Origin of the sequence: Octadecabacter antarcticus 307 (assembly GCF_000155675.2) — a bacterium.
GTDB lineage: Bacteria > Pseudomonadota > Alphaproteobacteria > Rhodobacterales > Rhodobacteraceae > Octadecabacter > Octadecabacter antarcticus.
Map to the genome: position 1 here is coordinate 4,347,486 of NC_020911.1, position 18,963 is coordinate 4,366,448.

The 18,963-nt window shown below is 53.4% G+C and carries 13 protein-coding genes and 3 pseudogenes; 3 read left to right on the plus strand and 13 right to left on the minus strand.

Translation table 11 applies throughout. The features are described 5' to 3' along the window. Window positions 1–45 precede the first annotated feature (45 nt). Window positions 46–1,035, plus strand: a complete 990-nt coding sequence (locus OAN307_RS22220) for a HEPN domain-containing protein (RefSeq protein ID WP_015501701.1) — start codon at window positions 46–48, stop codon at window positions 1,033–1,035. A 121-nt stretch (window positions 1,036–1,156) separates the two neighbouring features. Here OAN307_RS22220 and OAN307_RS29235 read toward each other — a convergent pair whose 3' ends face one another. Together OAN307_RS29235 and OAN307_RS25585 are read right to left on the minus strand one after the other, a co-directional pair. Beyond that, window positions 1,157–1,570 (minus strand): hypothetical protein, encoded by a 414-nt coding sequence (locus OAN307_RS29235; protein WP_187292515.1) that lies wholly within the window; start codon window positions 1,568–1,570, stop codon window positions 1,157–1,159. Window positions 1,571–1,684: 114 nt separating this feature from the next. Further along, complete coding sequence (locus tag OAN307_RS25585) at window positions 1,685–2,884, minus strand: hypothetical protein (RefSeq protein ID WP_051067939.1); 1,200 nt, start codon at window positions 2,882–2,884, stop codon at window positions 1,685–1,687. Between the two features lie 599 nt (window positions 2,885–3,483). Here OAN307_RS25585 and OAN307_RS30505 point away from each other — a divergent pair. Continuing rightward, window positions 3,484–4,291, plus strand: a pseudogene (locus tag OAN307_RS30505) (transposase); the annotation flags it as partial. A gap of 242 nt (window positions 4,292–4,533) precedes the next feature. Here OAN307_RS30505 and OAN307_RS31550 read toward each other — a convergent pair. Further along, window positions 4,534–5,854: pseudogene (locus OAN307_RS31550) on the minus strand (IS110 family transposase). 135 nt (window positions 5,855–5,989) lie between these two features. Here OAN307_RS31550 and OAN307_RS22250 point away from each other — a divergent pair. Then, window positions 5,990–6,319, plus strand: a pseudogene (locus tag OAN307_RS22250) (integrase core domain-containing protein); the annotation flags it as partial. 447 nt (window positions 6,320–6,766) lie between these two features. Here the strand turns inward: OAN307_RS22250 and OAN307_RS22260 are convergent. The 10 genes from OAN307_RS22260 to rpoC form a co-directional block, all read right to left on the minus strand. After that, window positions 6,767–7,078 (minus strand): 50S ribosomal protein L23, encoded by a 312-nt coding sequence (locus tag OAN307_RS22260; protein ID WP_015501702.1) that lies wholly within the window; start codon window positions 7,076–7,078, stop codon window positions 6,767–6,769. Continuing rightward, window positions 7,075–7,692 carry a 50S ribosomal protein L4 gene (gene rplD, locus OAN307_RS22265; protein ID WP_015501703.1) on the minus strand — a complete coding sequence of 206 codons (618 nt, stop codon included), beginning with the start codon at window positions 7,690–7,692 and terminating at the stop codon, window positions 7,075–7,077. The genes OAN307_RS22260 and rplD overlap by 4 nt, the downstream gene beginning before the upstream one ends. Next, window positions 7,682–8,512, minus strand: a complete 831-nt coding sequence (gene rplC / locus OAN307_RS22270) for a 50S ribosomal protein L3 (RefSeq protein ID WP_044045090.1) — start codon at window positions 8,510–8,512, stop codon at window positions 7,682–7,684. Before rplC ends, rplD begins: the two co-directional genes overlap by 11 nt. Before the next feature lie 14 nt (window positions 8,513–8,526). Next, window positions 8,527–8,838, minus strand: coding sequence for a 30S ribosomal protein S10 (gene rpsJ / locus OAN307_RS22275; RefSeq protein WP_015493774.1), 312 nt, complete (start codon window positions 8,836–8,838; stop codon window positions 8,527–8,529). A 125-nt stretch (window positions 8,839–8,963) separates the two neighbouring features. Beyond that, window positions 8,964–10,139: an elongation factor Tu gene (gene tuf / locus OAN307_RS22280; protein ID WP_015501705.1), complete on the minus strand. Its 1,176-nt coding sequence runs from the start codon at window positions 10,137–10,139 to the stop codon at window positions 8,964–8,966. An 86-nt stretch (window positions 10,140–10,225) separates the two neighbouring features. After that, window positions 10,226–12,343: an elongation factor G gene (fusA, locus tag OAN307_RS22285; RefSeq protein ID WP_015501706.1), complete on the minus strand. Its 2,118-nt coding sequence runs from the start codon at window positions 12,341–12,343 to the stop codon at window positions 10,226–10,228. A 15-nt stretch (window positions 12,344–12,358) separates the two neighbouring features. Further along, the gene (gene rpsG, locus OAN307_RS22290; protein WP_015501707.1) at window positions 12,359–12,829 is read right to left on the minus strand and encodes a 30S ribosomal protein S7; all 471 of its coding nucleotides are present in this window, start codon (window positions 12,827–12,829) and stop codon (window positions 12,359–12,361) included. Between the two features lie 12 nt (window positions 12,830–12,841). Further along, window positions 12,842–13,213, minus strand: a complete 372-nt coding sequence (rpsL, locus tag OAN307_RS22295; RefSeq protein WP_015493770.1) for a 30S ribosomal protein S12 — start codon at window positions 13,211–13,213, stop codon at window positions 12,842–12,844. 260 nt (window positions 13,214–13,473) lie between these two features. Then, entirely contained in the window at window positions 13,474–14,376 is a 903-nt protein-coding gene (locus OAN307_RS22300) for a DMT family transporter (RefSeq protein WP_015501708.1), read from the minus strand. Window positions 14,377–14,677: 301 nt separating this feature from the next. Further along, on the minus strand, window positions 14,678–18,931 hold the full coding sequence (gene rpoC, locus OAN307_RS22305) for a DNA-directed RNA polymerase subunit beta' (protein ID WP_015501709.1): 4,254 nt from the start codon (window positions 18,929–18,931) through the stop codon (window positions 14,678–14,680). Between the last annotated feature and the right edge of the window lie 32 nt (window positions 18,932–18,963).

Sequence of the window (18,963 nt, forward strand, 5' to 3'; positions counted from 1 at the left end):
CCAAGCCCGCCGGCTCAAAACGTCGAGGAACGTTATATAACGCCAATGAGTTATGTTTCTGTAACCTTGCTGCCAGCGCCAGCTAAGCTAACCCAATTGAGACAGGTAGTTGACTTGCTTGGTTATCAAGTATCGCGCGATAGCATGAAAATTCCTAATCGCGTAGGAAATTACTTTTGGTATGAGCGTTCCGACTACAAGTCTTGGACGGGCGTCGAACTAGATATTTATAAGTCAAACGGGGCAATTATGGTGAACACCCGCTCTAGATCGGGGCGAAGCTACTGGGATTTGGTTAAGCAAAACGAAACAATTAAGTTGATACGAGACCTTTTTGGAGGAACTTTTGAGACCGATGCGGGTAACGGCCGATACTTTCGTCCATACAATGATCCTCCGTCGCACGTTTCATCTGGCTGTTATCTTGCTCGATGGAGGTGTCACAATGCTTTAACGAAGGTTGATTTTTACCTTCAGAGCAGAAAACTTGAAGGACAAATCGCGCGCGACAGGCCGTCTGGCTTCCCATTTATCGACGAAATGAACCCACGACTGCTTTCAAACAATCTTCTCGTCCCTTACGTTTTGGCAGTTTGGGAAGAATACTTCAGAGCAACATTCGCTGTAATATTTCAGCATTCGGATGCTCGGCAATCTGTGCTCAAGAAAGCTAGATTAAGCCACTCTCAATTGGAGAGCATCGCGGCGCAGTCCTATCAAATTGAGAGGGTCATCGCAGATTGCTTTTCGTTTCAACGACCGAGCGCAATTGGCAAAAATTTCAAACTCATTGACTCCCAGCTCGATCTTGCTGGCGCAATACGCAAACCGTATCGAAATCGCAAGCGAACTCTGTTCGACTCAATAGATAAAGTTGTCGAAATGCGGAACATCATTGTTCACGAAGGCGATTTCGATCACACTCTTTTTGATAAGGAACTCAAGACAGTAGTTGATGATGTAAGGGTGGCGATCGACAGGATTTACGATGCACTGGGCACACGCTTTGATTTTGAGCCGATACGAGACTATTAAAATCGCCTTCGAAAAAGCGCCTAAAAAAGGCCCCCGCATCACTGCTGACGCATTCCGGCTTTTGGGACACATAGAGGCTTTCGCGATTTATTTCGCGGGGGCCTCTTGATTGAGAAAGCCATTACCGTGTCTCGAACTTTCTCCAAAGCGGTGTGCCGTGGAACAACCAAGGTCGATAAAAGATCCTGCGTGGATCAGGTGCCTTGTTCTTTGGATTGTCGGCACCCAGCCGCATCGCCGGGGTCCGCATTACCGGCGCGGCGGTTCGCCGCTTCGGGACTTTCAGGGATTTGGACGATCCAGGAACCCGCACTGTAGAGACACCTTGGGCCACCTCGGTTGTGCCCTGCCCCGACGACCCAGACGCTACATACTGCCGTGTCTCGAACCAGTTGTAATACACGCGATAGATATTGAGCAGGGCGACCAAGCTAGCAGGATTAAATACTGCGCCGTTTATGTAGCTGGGACCGTTTCGACTGCCGCGCCCACCTGCCCGCGCGGTTGGACTGATCCGGCTCCGCACAGAGTTCATAAAAGCGGTTCATACAGGCTGGATTGTGGTGTTCAACACACGACGAGCGAGCGCCTCCCTTAGATCGTCATCAGCTATCTTTTGATCGAAGCCTACCGACTTCAAACGCTTTCGCTATTTTGACCGGAGCACTGGAAAGCCCACCGTCTTTTCGGTCTCACCGTAATGCTGGACAGGCGAGCTGGCCCAGAACTGTGGGAACTGGGCAGATTGAAAGTTGGCGATCGGAAAAGGATGCACCGCGTCCTGGCTATCAGTCTTCACTGCTGGCATTAGCCCTGCTGCGCAGAACCGTCTCAATAGCTCCCATCTCGGAAGCTCTTCGCCTACAATCCGCGTCTGAATCTCACCAAACTCCTCGAACGCCTTTTCGAATTTTTTGATACGGCTTTGGTTCGTTGGCGTAGAAGCTTCCTTGTCGAAGGACATCACAAACCATTCGAACTTGTCCTCCCTAATCAAGTCTCGGAAAATGTGAGGGACAACTCGCACCATCGCAGCTTCTTGTTCGCCAACCAGGGTAATCTTGCCATCTGGCAGCATCTTTCGCAGGCACGCAAGGTGCGCAGCCTTTGTATAGGTCTGTTTAACGACTACCCCCTTGAAACTGCCGCGGTGATCGCGGTTGGTATCTACAAGGCCGAAGTATCCGTTGCGGATCTCATTGAGAACCCGGCGTCGCGCACCTGATTCCCAAAGACCTTGCTGAACATCATCGGGCAGATCAATGCCGCAAGAAATGTCTTCCTCATAGGCCTTCTTCAACTTTTCCTCAAAAACCCGCCAGCTACTCTCGGCGCTGGCAAAGAACGCGGCCTCATCAAACCTACCGCTCGGCCTTTGGAAGTGAAGCAATGGGGCGCTCACGACCTTGCCAGACTTCTGGGTGTATTGTTTACGGATATTGCGGGGCTGGCCGGCAACATCGAGGTAGTGCTCTTCGAAGAAAGCAGCAGGATCGACACGCGGGTCGAAGTTGGCATCAATCCGGAAGACATATCCACTGCGGATGTCTGCGCTGACCGAGCAGTGAAGAGGCGTCAGGCGGCGATCAAACCGACTTTCCCAGTTTACTGAAATGACCACATCATCGTGCGCGATGCGCATATGGCTGAACCGGTCGGATGCGTCTTCCTTAGCTTTCCAATCTTGCAGTTTCGCGCGCTCAAACGCGAGCAGGATCTTTTCCAAAAAGAAAATACGACTGTAAATACGGCTCACACCGCATTTCTTGCCCGTATCGGGGTCCGACAAAAGGCGTTGGAGGTCGTTGATACTTGCGCCATTGACCAACTCCCTGAGCAGGCGCACCATTATCGCTCTTCTTCTTTTGTGCCTGATGGTCCAGGGAAACGGAGATACGCGCACCGGGCTGCCCTTTACAGGGTTTATGAATGATCCGGAATCCAGAAGGCTTCGGCCGCTTCCCTCTACGCGCGGGCGCGAGTTTGCCGTGCGTTCCATTGAAGATAAACTCGTCCGGTGCATCCAGATACCGAGCGCCACAACACCCACAGACTGGCCCTTCAAGTAGTCCATTCTGTGTCATCAGCCTGTCGATTTCGTCGAGGAGATGTTCATTCGAGAAAATATTAAACGATACCTCGCAGGTTCGGTTTCCCTTTTGATGATGGCAAATGAGATTTCTCCCGTCATCCCAAGCGTGCGGATCGCCCTGATACTCGAAAACCTGGGATACCCTCGACGCCTTATCATCACCGTCGAGCGTGTATATGCCTTTGCCAGTCGCAAGGGCTGGCAGCTTTATTGATGCGAGAAGTTTGCGTTGAGTAGCATTGCGGCCCTTGAAGGTGGGTAGCGAAAAATCCGGAGCAACACCGTCGTTGTCGTGACCTGCGCCCCTAAAACTCCTCCAGATTTGTGTAGAGTCCGCCCAACAAAAGGACGGACAAATGAAGGCACGATTTACAGACGAACAGATCATAGCAATTATCAAAGAACAGGAATCTGGGGAGAAGACTGCTGATGTATGTCGGCGGCACGGGATCAGTTCAGCGACGTTCTATAAATACACATCGAAGTATGGAGGCATGGAGCCGTCTGACGCGAAGCGGTTGCGGGCCTTGGAAGACGAGAACGGGAAGCTAAAGAAGCTGCTAGCGGAACAGATGCTCTCTTCTCGGGACATTGCTGCGCAATACCCTGTCAGGCGAGGGACAATGCAATGTTGCGAGACATCAATTCAAAAAAATGGTGACGCCCGTTGGGAAGCTTAAAGCTGTGGTTCACTTGATGGAAACTCATCAGGTTAGCCAGCGACCATTGCCCGGCAGGCGATTGCAAAGCAATCTGCCGAGAGGGGGCGTGCGATGTCTTGCAAGTTGATCGATCAACGGTGCGGTATCCGTCTCGCCGTGGCGATGACGCTGAGTTGCGTGATGCCATCAAGCGGGTTTCGAGGGAGCGGCGACGGTTTGGTTGCCGTCGTGTTCATGTGATGATCGCGCGCGAAGGCTTTGCGGTGAACCACAAAAAGGTGAGACGCATTTACACTGAAGAGAAGCTCCAAGTGCGTCGTAGGGGCGGTAGAAAGCGCGCTTTGGGCACGCGGAAGCCGATGGTGCTGCCTGTGATGGTCCTAACCAGAGATGGTCATTAGATTTTGTGTCTGACGCGCTGACTGACGGTCGCCGGTTTCGTATTCTGACGGTTGTCGATGACTTCAGCCGCGAGAACCTGGTACTTGTCGCGGACACATCATGCTGAGCGCGGCAAACCCCAAACCATACGTGTCGATAACGTCCTATGCGCGGAATGATTAGCTGAATTGGCGTCAGGTTATTGTCGCATCGAGGCGTCTCGACACGTTAGAAGCATTGCTCAGTTTGGCATTTTGGTCAACGAACTGTCTCTCCCATAACAAACACAGAGTACGCTTTTGCGGCTCTCACCGTCCTTAAGACGAGATCTTTGGGTCGTTGAGCAGAAGGCCTAAACATTATCTACGAGGTCAGTTGTCTGCCTCCACGGCCCTTACAGAGAAAGGTCCTACTGCTGTCGATCACCCCTCAAAGAAGGGGCGATATGGTTCGCCGTGCTTGATGATCCCATGAACGGTTCGGGCCATCTTCGCTGCGATTGCGGTGTACGCCTTTCGGCGCAAATGGGTGTTGTGACGGTCTTTGGCGATGTAGCGCTCGAACTTGTCGCGGAAGCTGTTGGTGCGCTGCAGAATAGCAACCTGTCCAGCCATCCAAAGCGTTCAACGAAGCCGAGCATTGCCATATTTTGACAGTTTGGTTTGCCCTCTGAATGTACCTGATTGCATAGTCGCAAGGTCCATTCCACAGAACTTCAAAAACTGCCGGTGATGACGAAAGCGCCGTACATCCCCAGCTTCTGCCAAAATTGTCAAAGCATTGCGTATTCCGGGGCAATCCGGCCACCCATACCGATTTGATCCGGCCGGGGGTTCCGGGGCATCCGGCCACCCCCCTTTGACCTGATTTAGTGTGCTGCGAGGCGATCTGTAGCAGGGCTACTCTGACGTTCCTTTTGAACATGCTTATCGCGTCGGAATCTGCGGCAACCGGCAGTCCGACTGATACTTTGGCAGTCTCGTAGATATCTGAAAGTAAACGCTCTTTTGCAACCTTGAGGCCCACCACATCCCAAGCGTCAGCGATGAATGCCTCCTTGCTCATGGCTGAGATCAAGTGTGGTGACGGATAACGTTCAAGGAAAGCAAAGAACCAGTCACTGCGAGAACTGCGAGAACTGCGATGGAAACGATCAGCTTCAGGAAAATACAGCGGCAGATAATGGGTTAAAACTCGGTGCCACAACTCGGTGCCACAACTCGGTCTTCGACTTGGATACGATGTCATGCGTTTTGGAAAGCTCTTGGATGTCGTTAGTGCCACGCACGAGGGGGGCATGATAAAACTGCTCGTTCCCGATCTCCATCATGTGAAGAATGACCTGGGCATCCTTAGGGTCGTTTTTGTCCCAACTGTTGTGCAAGGCCTCTCGCGTTCTGGCCAGGGCCACAGATGACACCAACTTCAACTCAAAACCTGCTGCGGCAAGATGATAAGCCAAGGCACGGTGATAATTACCCGTTGCTTCAAAAGCTACACGGACAGGGCGGCCGTAGCAGGCAAGCGATGTGATTAGACGATTGAAGTCGTCTAGCTGGTTCAGAACAGTCAAACGACGGCAGCGCTTCTTGTCCGCAATAGCAATGAGAACTTCGTCGCGGGCCTTCGAGATATCGATGGCCACCAAAACGGGCGCAGTTTGTGTAATAATGATATCGGTCATAGTTGGTCTCCTTTGCGGTGTGGTTTGTACAAAACCACCGTAGGGACCTGAGGCACGGCTATGACCACCTGCTGCGTTATTTGGGGCTGCGCAGGCAGTCATAGCCTTAAATTAGCGATATTCCGAAGGTGTTACGGCACAGAATTCACCAGCATGGCGATCCTCAAATGGGTTCAAAATACGGGTATCGATTGGCATTATATCGCGTCCCGCCGCCCGGCAGTGGTTTGCTTGCAAACCATGAGAGGGGGCAAGCCCCAGCAGAACGGGTTCATCGAAAGCTTCAACGGTAAACTAAGAGATGAATGCCTCAATGAAACGCTGTTTGCTACATTGGGCGACGCCCGCAAAACGCTTGAAGAATGGCAGGACGACTACAACTGGCGCAGACCACATTCAGCTCTGGGGAACCTGACGCCAATGGAATTTTTAGAGAGAAGGATCATCGACAAGATGGCCGCTTAAGGTCAAAGATTTAGCACCAAGGACTCCGCGCAAAGCTGGAGGGAAATTGGGGCACAGGTCAGTCGCAATCGACATCACCACAAGTATTGTGGTTGATTTCTTCGGACACTGCGGGATAAACTTCACGCAAGTTTAGTTTTGGAACACTCTTGACCATCAGATTTCCTATCTGTCGTTTCGTCAAGATGGCCTCCAAAGCCGAAAGAGATGTTGGTCGTTTCGGATGAAACGGAAACCTTTCGGACATTTTTTGCAATGTGTGGTCGCGGGACACTTCTCCCCCAACTCTTAGTATCTCCTATCTCTAAATGATCTGTAAAATCAAACGCCTACCAAGCAAAAACTTGGTAGGCGTCAGTTCTGTGTCCCAAAAGCCGGAATGCGTCACATCACTGCGAGGGCCTTCTTTATTCTCAAACGTTCCTAACCCTTACAGGCCAGATCAAATTAAAGACCTGTGGATACGTCGATTGTGTTGCCTTCAACGAGCGTCACGTAGGCTTTCTTGACGTCTTTGCGACGGCCGAGTTGGCCGCGGAACCGCTTGGACTTACCTTTGGTGATCATCGTGTTGACCGCTTTGACCTTGACCCCAAAGAGCGTTTCAACCGCCTCTTTGATCATTGGCTTGTTCGCGTCGATATGCACTTCGAAAACCACGGCGTTGTGTTCGGACGCCATTGTTGCCTTCTCGGTGATGATCGGCTTGCGGATCACGTCGTAGTGTTCTGCTTTGGTGGTTGTTTCAGACTTACTCATTTGAGACGCGCCTCCAGAGCTTCGACACCTGCTTTGGTCAACACAAGTGTGTCGGAGCGCAGGATGTCATAAACGTTCGCGCCCATGACAGGCAGAGCGTTGATGGACGTGATGTTGCGCGCGGCAACGGCGAAATCTTCGTTCACAGTCGCATCGATGATCAGGCAACGCTTCCAACCGAGTGCACCAACCGTTTTGGCCAATGCAGAGGTTTTAGCGTCTTTGATGTCGATGTTGTCCACGATGACCAACTCACCAGCTGCGACTTTTGCAGACAATGCGTGGCGAAGACCCAATTTGCGGAACTTCTTGGTCAGTTCGTGGCCGTGGCTACGCGGGGTTGGACCCTTGTAGATACCACCACCGCGAAAGATCGGTGCAGAACGTGCGCCATGGCGTGCGCCACCCGTACCCTTCTGGCGATAGATCTTCTTGGTGGAATATTTGACTTCAGACCGTGTCTTTACCTTGTGGGTGCCGGCCTGCGCGTTGTTACGCTGCCAACGGACCACACGGTGCAGAATGTCGATACGTGGCTCAAGACCGAAGATGGCCTCGTCCAGTTCAACAGACCCAGCGGCTTTGCCGTCCAGTTTGATTGCATCAGCTTTCATTGGAAGAATCTCCTTCCGGTGTCGCTGTTTCGGCTGCATCCTGTGCGGCCTGTTCAGCTTCTGCGGCGGCTGCGGCTGCGGCGGCTTCTACTGCTGCGGCTTCTGCGGCGGCGGCTTCGGCCATCTTAGCGGCTTCTCTCGCAGCGGATGCGAGACCAGCAGGGTAGATCACGTTTTCAGACGCTGGCTTCTTAACCGCATCTTTAACCGTAACCCAACCACCTTTGGATCCAGGCACTGCGCCCTTAACCATGATGAGGCCACGATCTGGGTCAGTCTTAATAACCACCAGATTCTGCGTGGTGATCTTGGCGGCACCCATGTGACCAGCCATTTTTTTGCCTTTGAAAACCTTACCGGGATCCTGACACTGGCCAGTGGAACCGTGTGAACGGTGCGAAATCGACACACCGTGTGTCGCGCGCAAACCACTAAAGTTGTGCCGCTTCATGGCACCAGCGAAACCTTTACCGATCGACGTGCCAGACACGTCAACGAATTGGCCTTCGAAGTAATGCGAAGCAATAATCTCTTCCCCGACAGGGATGAGGTTTTCCTCCGAAACGCGAAATTCGCAAACCTTCCGCTTAGGCTCAACTTTTGCAGCTGCAAAGTGCCCACGCATAGGTGCGGATGTCCGCTTGGCTTTGGCCGTACCGGCGCCGAGTTGAACAGCTGTATAGCCATCCTTTTCAGCAGTCCGCTGGGCCACAACCTGCAGCTTGTCGAGTTGAAGAACAGTGACAGGTATCTGCCGTCCGTCTTCTTGAAAAAGGCGGGTCATGCCAACCTTTTTTGCGATAATACCAGAGCGCAACATATTCATCTGCCCCCTTATACCTTAATCTCGACGTCAACACCGGCAGCAAGGTCGAGCTTCATCAGCGCGTCCACAGTTTGCGGTGTCGGGTCGACGATATCCAGCAGACGCTTATGCGTGCGGATTTCGAACTGATCGCGGGATTTTTTGTCGATGTGAGGTCCACGCAGAACGGTGAACTTTTCAATCTTGTTCGGGAGCGGGATTGGACCCCGAACCGAAGCACCCGTACGTTTGGCCGTTTGAACGATTTCCTGTGTGGACGCATCCAACACACGGTAGTCAAACGCCTTGAGACGGATGCGAATATTTTGGCTGGCTGCCATTTTATACGCCCTCTTAGGCTAAGAATTGAGAGGTGGAAAAAGCGGAATTACTCCCCCACGTCGAACTCTGGAATTAGAGTGGCGGGCCTACGAGAGGCCCGCCAGATCGTCAACCGTTAAAACGATTAAGCGAGTATCTTTGACACGACACCAGCACCAACAGTGCGGCCCCCTTCGCGGATGGCGAAGCGAAGGCCGTCTTCCATCGCGATCGGTGCGATCAGTTCGACTTCGAACTTCAGGTTATCGCCAGGCATCACCATTTCTGTGCCCTCGGGCAGGTTCACGGTGCCCGTCACGTCCGTCGTGCGGAAGTAAAACTGCGGGCGGTAGTTCGCGAAGAATGGCGTGTGACGGCCACCCTCGTCCTTGGTGAGGATATACGCCTCGGCCTCGAACTTCGTGTGCGGCATCACCGACTTAGGCTTACACAAAATCTGGCCGCGCTCGACGCCTTCGCGATCAACACCGCGCAGCAATGCGCCGATGTTGTCGCCAGCTTCACCACGATCCAACAGCTTGCGGAACATTTCAACGCCCGTACAGGTCGTCTTTGACGTGTCGCGGATACCGACGATTTCAATCTCGTCGCCCACGTTAATCACGCCACGTTCGATGCGACCCGTCACAACGGTACCACGACCCGAAATCGAGAACACGTCCTCAACCGGCATCAGGAACGGCTGGTCAATCGCACCCTCGGGCGTTGGAATGAACGTATCGACAGCTTCCATCAACTTGCGGATGGAATCTTCGCCGATTTCAGGCATCGTGCCGTTCATCGCGTGCAGAGCGGAACCGGGGATCACTGGAATGTCGTCGCCATTATAGTCATACTTTGACAACAGCTCGCGGATTTCCATCTCGACCAGCTCAAGCAGCTCATCGTCGTCAACCTGATCAACCTTGTTCATGTAGACGACCATCTCAGGGATGCCGACCTGACGACCGAGCAGGATGTGCTCACGGGTCTGTGGCATTGGGCCATCAGCCGCGTTCACAACCAAGATCGCGCCGTCCATTTGCGCAGCACCGGTGATCATGTTTTTGACGTAGTCGGCGTGGCCGGGGCAGTCGACGTGGGCGTAGTGACGCGCTTCAGTCTCATATTCCACGTGGGCCGTGGAGATTGTAATGCCACGGGCCTTTTCTTCTGGCGCACCATCAATCTGGTCATACGCTTTGAATTCACCAAAATACTTGGTGATCGCTGCTGTCAACGTCGTCTTGCCGTGGTCAACGTGACCGATCGTGCCGATGTTAACGTGTGGTTTATTACGTTCAAACTTTGCCTTAGCCATGATGGCCTCCTTTTAAGATATGCGCTGCGGGAGCTGAGACTGCCGCATGAATAGGTGGGCCGCGGCGGCCGAAGCCGCCACGGGATTTATGCGAATTTTTCCTGAATCTCTTGCGAGATGTTGCTCGGAACCGGATCATAGTGATCGAACTGCATCGAGAAGTTCGCGCGGCCCGAAGACATGGACCGCAGGGTGTTGATGTAGCCGAACATATTCGCCAGTGGCACCATTGCTTCGATAGAAATGGCGTTGCCGCGTGTGTCCTGACCCTGAACCTGACCCCGACGCGATGTCAGGTCACCAATGATACCACCGGTGTATTCGTCTGGCGTGATCACTTCGACCTTCATGATAGGCTCGAGCAATTTTGCCCCAGCTTTGCGCATGCCTTCGCGCATACACATACGTGCAGCGATTTCGAATGCCATGATGGACGAGTCCACGTCGTGGAATTTACCGTCAAGCAAGATCACTTTGAAGTCGATCACAGGGAAGCCAGCCAAAGGACCGTTGTCCATAACGGACAGGATGCCTTTTTCGACGCCCGGGATGTATTCCTTTGGAACCGACCCACCAACGATCTTCGATTCGAACGAATAGCCTTCGCCTGGCTCCGTCGGAATGATCGCCATCTTCACTTCGCCAAACTGACCGGACCCACCGGACTGCTTTTTGTGGGTGTAGGTGTGCTCAACCTCGTGGCCAATCGTTTCACGATAAGCAACTTGTGGTGCACCGATGTTCGCCTCGACTTTGAATTCGCGACGCATACGGTCAACGAGGATGTCGAGGTGAAGTTCGCCCATACCCTTCATGATGGTCTGACCACTTTCGATGTCAGTTTCCACGCGGAAGGATGGATCCTCGGCTGAGAGACGCTGCAACGCGACGCCCATTTTCTCTTGGTCGCCTTTTGTCTTCGGCTCAATCGCGATCTCGATCACTGGATCGGGGAACGTCATTGTTTCGAGGACAACTGGGTCTTGTGGCGAACTCAGGGTGTCACCTGTTGTGGTATTCTTCAAGCCACCCAGCGCGATGATGTCACCAGCGAATGCTTCGCTGATTTCTTCACGGTCGTTAGAGTGCATCATCATCATACGGCCAACACGCTCTTTGTTGCCTTTGGTCGTGTTGATTAGGTTGTCACCCTTTACCAGCGTACCGGAATAGATCCGTGTAAACGTCAGGGTCCCAACAAAGGGGTCGTTCATGATTTTGAACGCAAGGCCAGAAAACGCCATGTCGTCATCAGCGCGGCGCGCGATGTTACGTGTTTCTGTCTCATCGCCCGGCTTAAAGCCCATGTAGTCAATCACGTCGAGCGGGCTCGGCAAATAATCGACAACAGCATTAAGCAGCGGCTGAACGCCTTTGTTTTTGAAAGCCGAACCACCAAGAACAGGGACGAACGACAGCGACAGGCAAGATTTACGGATCAGTGCGCGCAGAGTTTTAACGTCGGGCTCGGTGCCTTCAAGATAGGCCTCCATCGCGGCGTCGTCCATCTCAACTGCAGCTTCGATCAGCAATTCACGGCCTACGGCAGCCTGTGCCGCAAGGCTTTCGCGGATCGGTGCTTTAACCCAAGAGGCGCCAAGGTCTTCGCCCTGCCACAACCATTCTTCCATGGTCACAAGGTCAACGAGGCCTTCAAGTTCAGTTTCTGCACCGATCGGGAAGGAAACAGGAATAGCGCGCGCACCGGTCCGGTCCTTAACCATATCAACACATTTCTGAAAGTCAGCGCCGATCTTGTCCATCTTGTTAACAAAAACCATACGTGGGACTTTGTAGCGGTCAGCCTGACGCCACACAGTTTCAGTCTGTGGTTCAACGCCAGCGTTGGCGTCAAGAACAACAATCGCACCGTCGAGAACAGCCAAAGACCGTTCCACTTCGATCGTGAAGTCAACGTGGCCTGGTGTGTCGATGATGTTCATACGGTGCTTCAGACCATCAGGTTCAACGCCGTTTTCGGTGCGTTCCCAGAATGTCGTCGTCGCAGCGGAAGTAATTGTAATACCCCGTTCCTGCTCCTGTTCCATCCAGTCCATTGTCGCAGCGCCATCGTGCACTTCGCCCAAGTTGTGGGACTTGCCTGTGTAAAACAGGATGCGCTCAGAACATGTGGTTTTACCTGCGTCGATGTGCGCAATAATACCAAAGTTGCGGTAGCGGTCGAGAGGATAGTCGCGTGCCATATCGAGTGCTTCCTATTACCAGCGGTAGTGGCTGAACGCTTTGTTCGCGTCGGCCATCTTGTGCGTATCTTCGCGCTTTTTGACGGCTGTGCCACGGCCTTGAACCGCATCCACAAGCTCGCCTGCGAGACGCTCTTCCATGGTTTTTTCGTTACGCTTTTTCGCAGCTGCGATCAGCCAACGAATTGCCAATGCCTCACGGCGCTCGGGGCGAACCTCGACGGGCACCTGATAGGTGGCACCACCGACGCGGCGCGAGCGCACTTCGAGGTTTGGTTTGATGTTGTCGAGGCTCTCGTGGAACACTTCGAGCGGGGACTTCTTCAACTTGTCCTCAACGCGGTCAAATGCGTTGTAAACAATCCGCTCAGCGACGGATTTTTTACCGTCAACCATCAGGTTGTTCATAAACTTGGACAGAACCCGATCGCCAAATTTGGCATCGGGCAGGATTTCGCGTTTTTCAGCGGCGTGACGACGTGACATGCTATCTCTTCCTTACTTCGGCTTTTTCGCGCCATACTTCGAACGACGTTGCTTACGATCCTTGACGCCTTGCGTATCGAGAACGCCGCGCAGGATGTGATAGCGAACGCCGGGAAGGTCTTTGACACGACCGCCACGGATCAGAACCACAGAGTGTTCCTGAAGGTTGTGACTTTCACCACCGATGTAGCTGATGACCTCAAAACCATTTGTTAGGCGCACTTTGGCGACCTTACGCATAGCGGAGTTCGGCTTCTTTGGTGTCGTCGTATACACTCGCGTACAAACGCCGCGTTTCTGCGGGTTGCCTTCGAGGTGAAGCGACTTCGAGATTTTTCTTTTGGGCTGCCGGGGTTTCCGGATCAGCTGCTGGATCGTTGGCATTGGGCTTGTGTCCCCACTTCTTACACATGTGTCGCGAACCGTTATGGTTCGCAGTTTTCAATTCTCAGCGCCTCTTGCGTCCAAAAAGCACAACAAACCCGCTGTCGTTGCCTTACCGGAGCAACGGAGCGGTGGGTCTACAGAGGATCGGACCAGTAGTAGGTCGGATCTTGACCACGACGATAATGATGCCTGACCGAAGGCGAACCTATGGCAGGTCCGCGCTCTATAGGTCGACTCGAATTTAGTGTCAACAGCGTCTAGCGGATGCGCAGTCCTGTTTGGGTTTTCGACGCAGTTGCACGTTCACGGTAGAGCGTGAAAAGACCCGTTGCTACGACGATTCCCGCCCCGAACAATGTCCAACCATCTGGCCATTCATCCAGTAACACATACCCCAAAAACAGCGCCACCAGCAGCGAGGTATAGCGGAACGGCGCGACGAAGCCGATCTCGCCAAGGCGCATGGACCCGACTGCGGCGGTATAACCCACCATCAAACACAGCGACGCGCCACCGATCAGCAGCCATTCACGCAACGACAGTATGGCCCATTGTTCGCGCATCACGAGCGACCCAATGCCAGCCATGACTGTCACGCCAAGGGCGGCCGAAAGTGCGACGCGGCTTGACGGAATGGTTTTGGAAAGTTTGCGCGACGCGAGATCGCGAAAGGTCACGCCGATCACCGCAGCCACACCATACAACGAATAGACGCTAAAGCCGTCCATACCGGGACGGATGATGATGGTGACGCCAATGAATCCGACCCCGATGGCCAAAAGGCGGCGCCAGCCGACGGGTTCGCCCAAAAAGATTGCGGCCGCTAAAGTCACGGTCAGCGGCAAGGCTTGCAGAATCGCAGATAGGTTCGCTAACGGGATGCTGAACAACGCCGTCAGGAGGAAGATCGTGCTGAACATTTCAGCAAATGTCCGTAATGCAGTTAAGGCGCGATCTTTGCTGCTGGGCTTGTAGCCCAGATGCCCCCAAAGGGCCGCCAAGATGAACAGGCCAAACGTAATCATCACGCCACGGATCACAATCTGTTGAAAGAACGGCAGGTTCGGCGCGGCGAGTTTCATCAGCGCGTCGTTGATCGTGAACGCCGCCATGGACAGCGCCATCATAAGCGCCGCGCGCATATTATCAGATAGGATCATGAAACGGATGTGTCACAGCTAAACGGGCGTTACTACAACAAAGACCCGACCTGTCTTGCAGGGGCTTGACTCAAAAAAATATGTCTTCTCACTGCGTTGGCTATGCTTGAACAACACACAGACATTGTAAAAGACAAAATCGTCAACAAACCTGTCGTATGTGCCGAAAGGTTTTAAGGGACGAGATAAATGCCGAACATAGCCCCCTGTTGGTCCGATTGGCGTAACCAATTCGATCTCACAACGAAAAAGGCCGCTGGAGATTCCAACGGCCTTTCTCAATTCTTCAAGCCAAGCGATCTTACTCGTCACGACTTTCCGGTGTGTCCACGATGATCGTGTCGAATACGTCGCCACCGATTACGTCCTCGGAAACAGGCTCAGGAGCTGCCAAAGCGGCGGCTGCCTCTGCCTCTATGCGACGGGCCTGAATAACCACGTTGTCACGTTCGCCCGCGATGCGGGTGACGCGCTGCGTGGCCCCACCAGTACCGGCCGGGATCAAGCGACCTACGATGACATTCTCTTTGAGACCGACCAGTTTGTCCCGCTTGCCCTGCACGGATGCTTCCGTAAGAACGCGCGTGGTTTCCTGAAATGACGCCGCAGAGATGAACGAACGCGTTTGCAACGACGCCTTGGTGATACCAAGCAAGATCGGCTCACCCTGCGCAGGGCGACCCTTACGGGCGATTGATTTGGCGTTCGCCTCGTCAAACTCGGCCTTGTCGACATTTTCACCCTTGAGCAATGTCGTGTCACCGCTGTCGGAGATTTCCCATTTCTGGAGCATCTGACGCACGATTACTTCGATGTGCTTGTCGTTGATCTTCACACCTTGCAAACGATAGACGTCCTGAACTTCGTCGATCATGTAATCCGCAAGCGCTTCGACACCCATGATGGCGAGGATATCATGCGGCGCTGGATTGCCGTCCATGATGTAGTCGCCCTTTTGCACGAAGTCGCCCTCCTGCACGGGGATGTGTTTGCCCTTTGGCACCATGTATTCAACTTTGATATCCGCATCTTCCGAGGACTCAATCGCGATACGGCGCTTGTTTTTGTAGTCCTTGCCGAAACGAACATAGCCGTCGATTTCCGCGATGATGGCGTGATCTTTGGGGCGTCGTGCCTCAAACAATTCAGCCACACGTGGAAGACCACCTGTAATGTCCTTGGTCTTGGCGCCTTCACGCGGAATACGCGCAACAACGTCACCGGCTTGGATGTCCTGACCGTCTTCGATGGACAGAACCGCGTCGACGGACATCGGGTAGGTTACAGGATTGCCCGCATCGTTACGAACAGGTTCGCCATTCGAGTCTAGGATCATAATTTCAGGCTTCAGCTCGTTGCCTTTTGGCGCGGAACGCCAATCGGTTACGATACGCTGGGTCATACCTGTCGCATCATCCGTGTCTTCGCGAATTGCGATACCGTTGATGAGGTCGACAAACTTAACCATACCCGCCTTCTCTGCGATGATCGGCAGAGTGTAGGGATCCCATTCGAACATCTTGTCACCACGGGTAATCGTGGATCCGGCTTTGACAAACACCTTGGAACCGTAACCAACCTTGTGGTTTGCACGTTCTTCACCGTTCTCGTCCATAATCGCGAGGACCATTTTCCGCCCCATAACGACCTGCTCACCCATCTCGTTTTCGAGGATCTGCTCATTGCGCAGCTCCACGATACCGCTCACGGATGCTTCAAGGAACGACTGCTGACCACCTTGGGCAACGCCGCCGATGTGAAACGTCCGCATCGTCAGCTGTGTACCAGGTTCACCGATAGACTGCGCAGCAATGATGCCGACAGCTTCGCCTATGTTCACACGGGTACCGCGCGACAGGTCACGACCGTAACACATGGCGCAGACGCCGTCTTCGGCCTCACACGTCAACGGGCTACGGATGCGCATCTTGGCGACACCAGACGTTTCGATGATATCGGCAGAGCGTTCGTCGATCAGCTCTCCTGCTTTCACCAGAACTTCTTCTGTACCTGGCTTGAGAACGTCATCAGCAGAGACACGACCAAGCACGCGATCGGACAACGACGATACAACTTCACCGTCGTTCACTGCGGCTTCTGCTGTGATCGCACGTTCGGTTCCGCAATCAACTTCGCGGACGATACAGTCTTGGGCAACGTCAACCAGACGACGTGTCAGGTAACCGGAGTTCGCAGTCTTCAACGCAGTGTCCGACAGACCCTTACGGGCACCGTGGGTCGAGTTGAAGTATTCCAGAACCGTCAGGCCTTCTTTGAAGTTCGAGATGATCGGCGTTTCGATGATTTCGCCATTTGGCTTGGCCATCAGACCGCGCATGCCGCCCAGCTGTTTCATCTGCGTCACAGAACCACGCGCACCGGAGTGGGCCATCATATAAACTGAATTTGGCTCGGATTCGGACCCGTCAGCGTTGCGCGCCGTGGTCGAAATCGTTGTCATCATCGCCTCTGTGACCTTGTCGTTGGCCTTGGACCACGCATCCACAACTTTGTTGTACTTTTCACCCTGAGTGATCAGGCCGTCCATGTATTGTTGTTCAAAATCCTTCACCAAGGAACGGGTTTCTTCAACCAGTGGCCATTTGGTGTCAGGGATGACCATGTCGTCTTTACCAAACGAAATGCCAGCTTTGAACGCTTCGCGAAAGCCCATCGTCATGATCTGGTCACAAAAGATAACGGACTCTTTTTGTCCGCAATACCGATAGACCGTGTCGATGATCTGCTGAACTTCCTTCTTACGCAAAAGACGGTTCACAAGGCTGTACGGTGCCTTGTTGTTCGTTGGCAAAAGCGCGCCAAGACGGACACGACCCGGAGTGGTTTCAAAGCGTTCAAACACTTCGTTGCCTTCGGTATCGATCTGGGGAAGTCGCGCTTGAATTTTGGCGTGCAGGTGAACTTCACCAGCCTGCAGAGCATGCTCGACTTCTTCGATGTTGGAGAAGACCATGCCTTCGCCCTTCATACCTTCGCGTTCAATCGTCGTGTAATACAGACCAAGGATCATATCTTGGGACGGCACGATGATTGGCGCGCCGTTGGCAGGCGACAGCACGTTGTTGGTGGACATCATCAGAACGCGACATTCCAACTGCGCCTCAAGCGAAAGTGGCACGTGGACAGCCATTTGGTCACCGTCGAAGTCGGCGTTAAACGCAGAACACACGAGTGGGTGCAGCTGGATGGCTTTTCCTTCAATCAAGACAGGTTCGAACGCCTGAATGCCAAGACGGTGCAGCGTTGGCGCACGGTTCAGCATGACAGGGTGTTCGCGGATAACCTCATCCAAGATGTCCCAGACTTCCGGACGCTCTTTTTCGACCAGCTTTTTGGCTTGTTTGACCGTTGAAGACAGTCCTTTGGCTTCAAGACGCGAATAGATGAACGGTTTGAACAATTCCAAGGCCATCTTTTTTGGCAAACCACACTGGTGCAGTTTCAATTCTGGGCCCGTCACAATGACCGAACGACCGGAAAAGTCGACGCGCTTACCCAAAAGGTTTTGACGGAAGCGACCCTGCTTGCCTTTCAGCATGTCCGACAGCGATTTGAGCGGCCGCTTGTTGGCACCCGTGATCACGCGGCCACGACGGCCGTTGTCGAACAATGCGTCGACAGATTCCTGCAACATGCGCTTTTCGTTACGCACGATGATGTCAGGTGCGCGCAATTCGATCAAACGCTTCAAACGGTTGTTACGATTGATCACGCGGCGATACAGATCGTTGAGGTCGGACGTCGCAAAACGGCCACCATCTAGCGGCACCAGCGGCCGCAGTTCAGGTGGAATTACGGGAACGACCGTCAGGATCATCCATTCCGGACGGTTGCCAGATTCGATGAAGCTTTCGACGATCTTCAAACGCTTGATGATCTTTTTCGGCTTCAATTCACCGGTGGCGACCTTAAGGTCTTCACGCAGTGTGTCGGCTTCACCTTCGAGATCGATCGCGGCCAGCATTTCGCGGATCGCTTCAGCGCCGATGTTGGCGGTGAACGCGTCCATGCCGTAAGCGTCCTGCGCGTCGAGGAATTCTTCCTCGGTCATTAGGGCACCGTATTGCAGGTCCGTCAGGCCGGGTTCGATCACGACGTAGTTTTCGAAATACAGGATGCGTTCGAGGTCACGCAAAGTCATGTCCAGCATCAGGCCGATGCGGCTTGGCAGCGACTTGAGGAACCAGATGTGCGCAACAGGCGCGGCCAGTTCAATGTGGCCCATGCGTTCGCGGCGCACCTTTTGCAGCGTGACTTCCACACCACATTTCTCGCAGACAACGCCGCGATACTTCATGCGCTTATATTTGCCGCACAGACATTCGTAGTCTTTGATCGGGCCAAAAATACGCGCGCAGAAAAGGCCGTCGCGTTCTGGTTTGAACGTCCGGTAGTTGATGGTTTCCGGCTTTTTGATCTCACCAAAAGACCACGACAGGATCCGTTCTGGCGATGCCAAAGACACCTTGATTTCGTCGAACGTTTTAGCCGGTGTGAGCGGGTTAAACGGGTTGTTTGTAAGTTCCTGGTTCATATCGATACCTTTTCAGTATGGCGGGAGTTGGG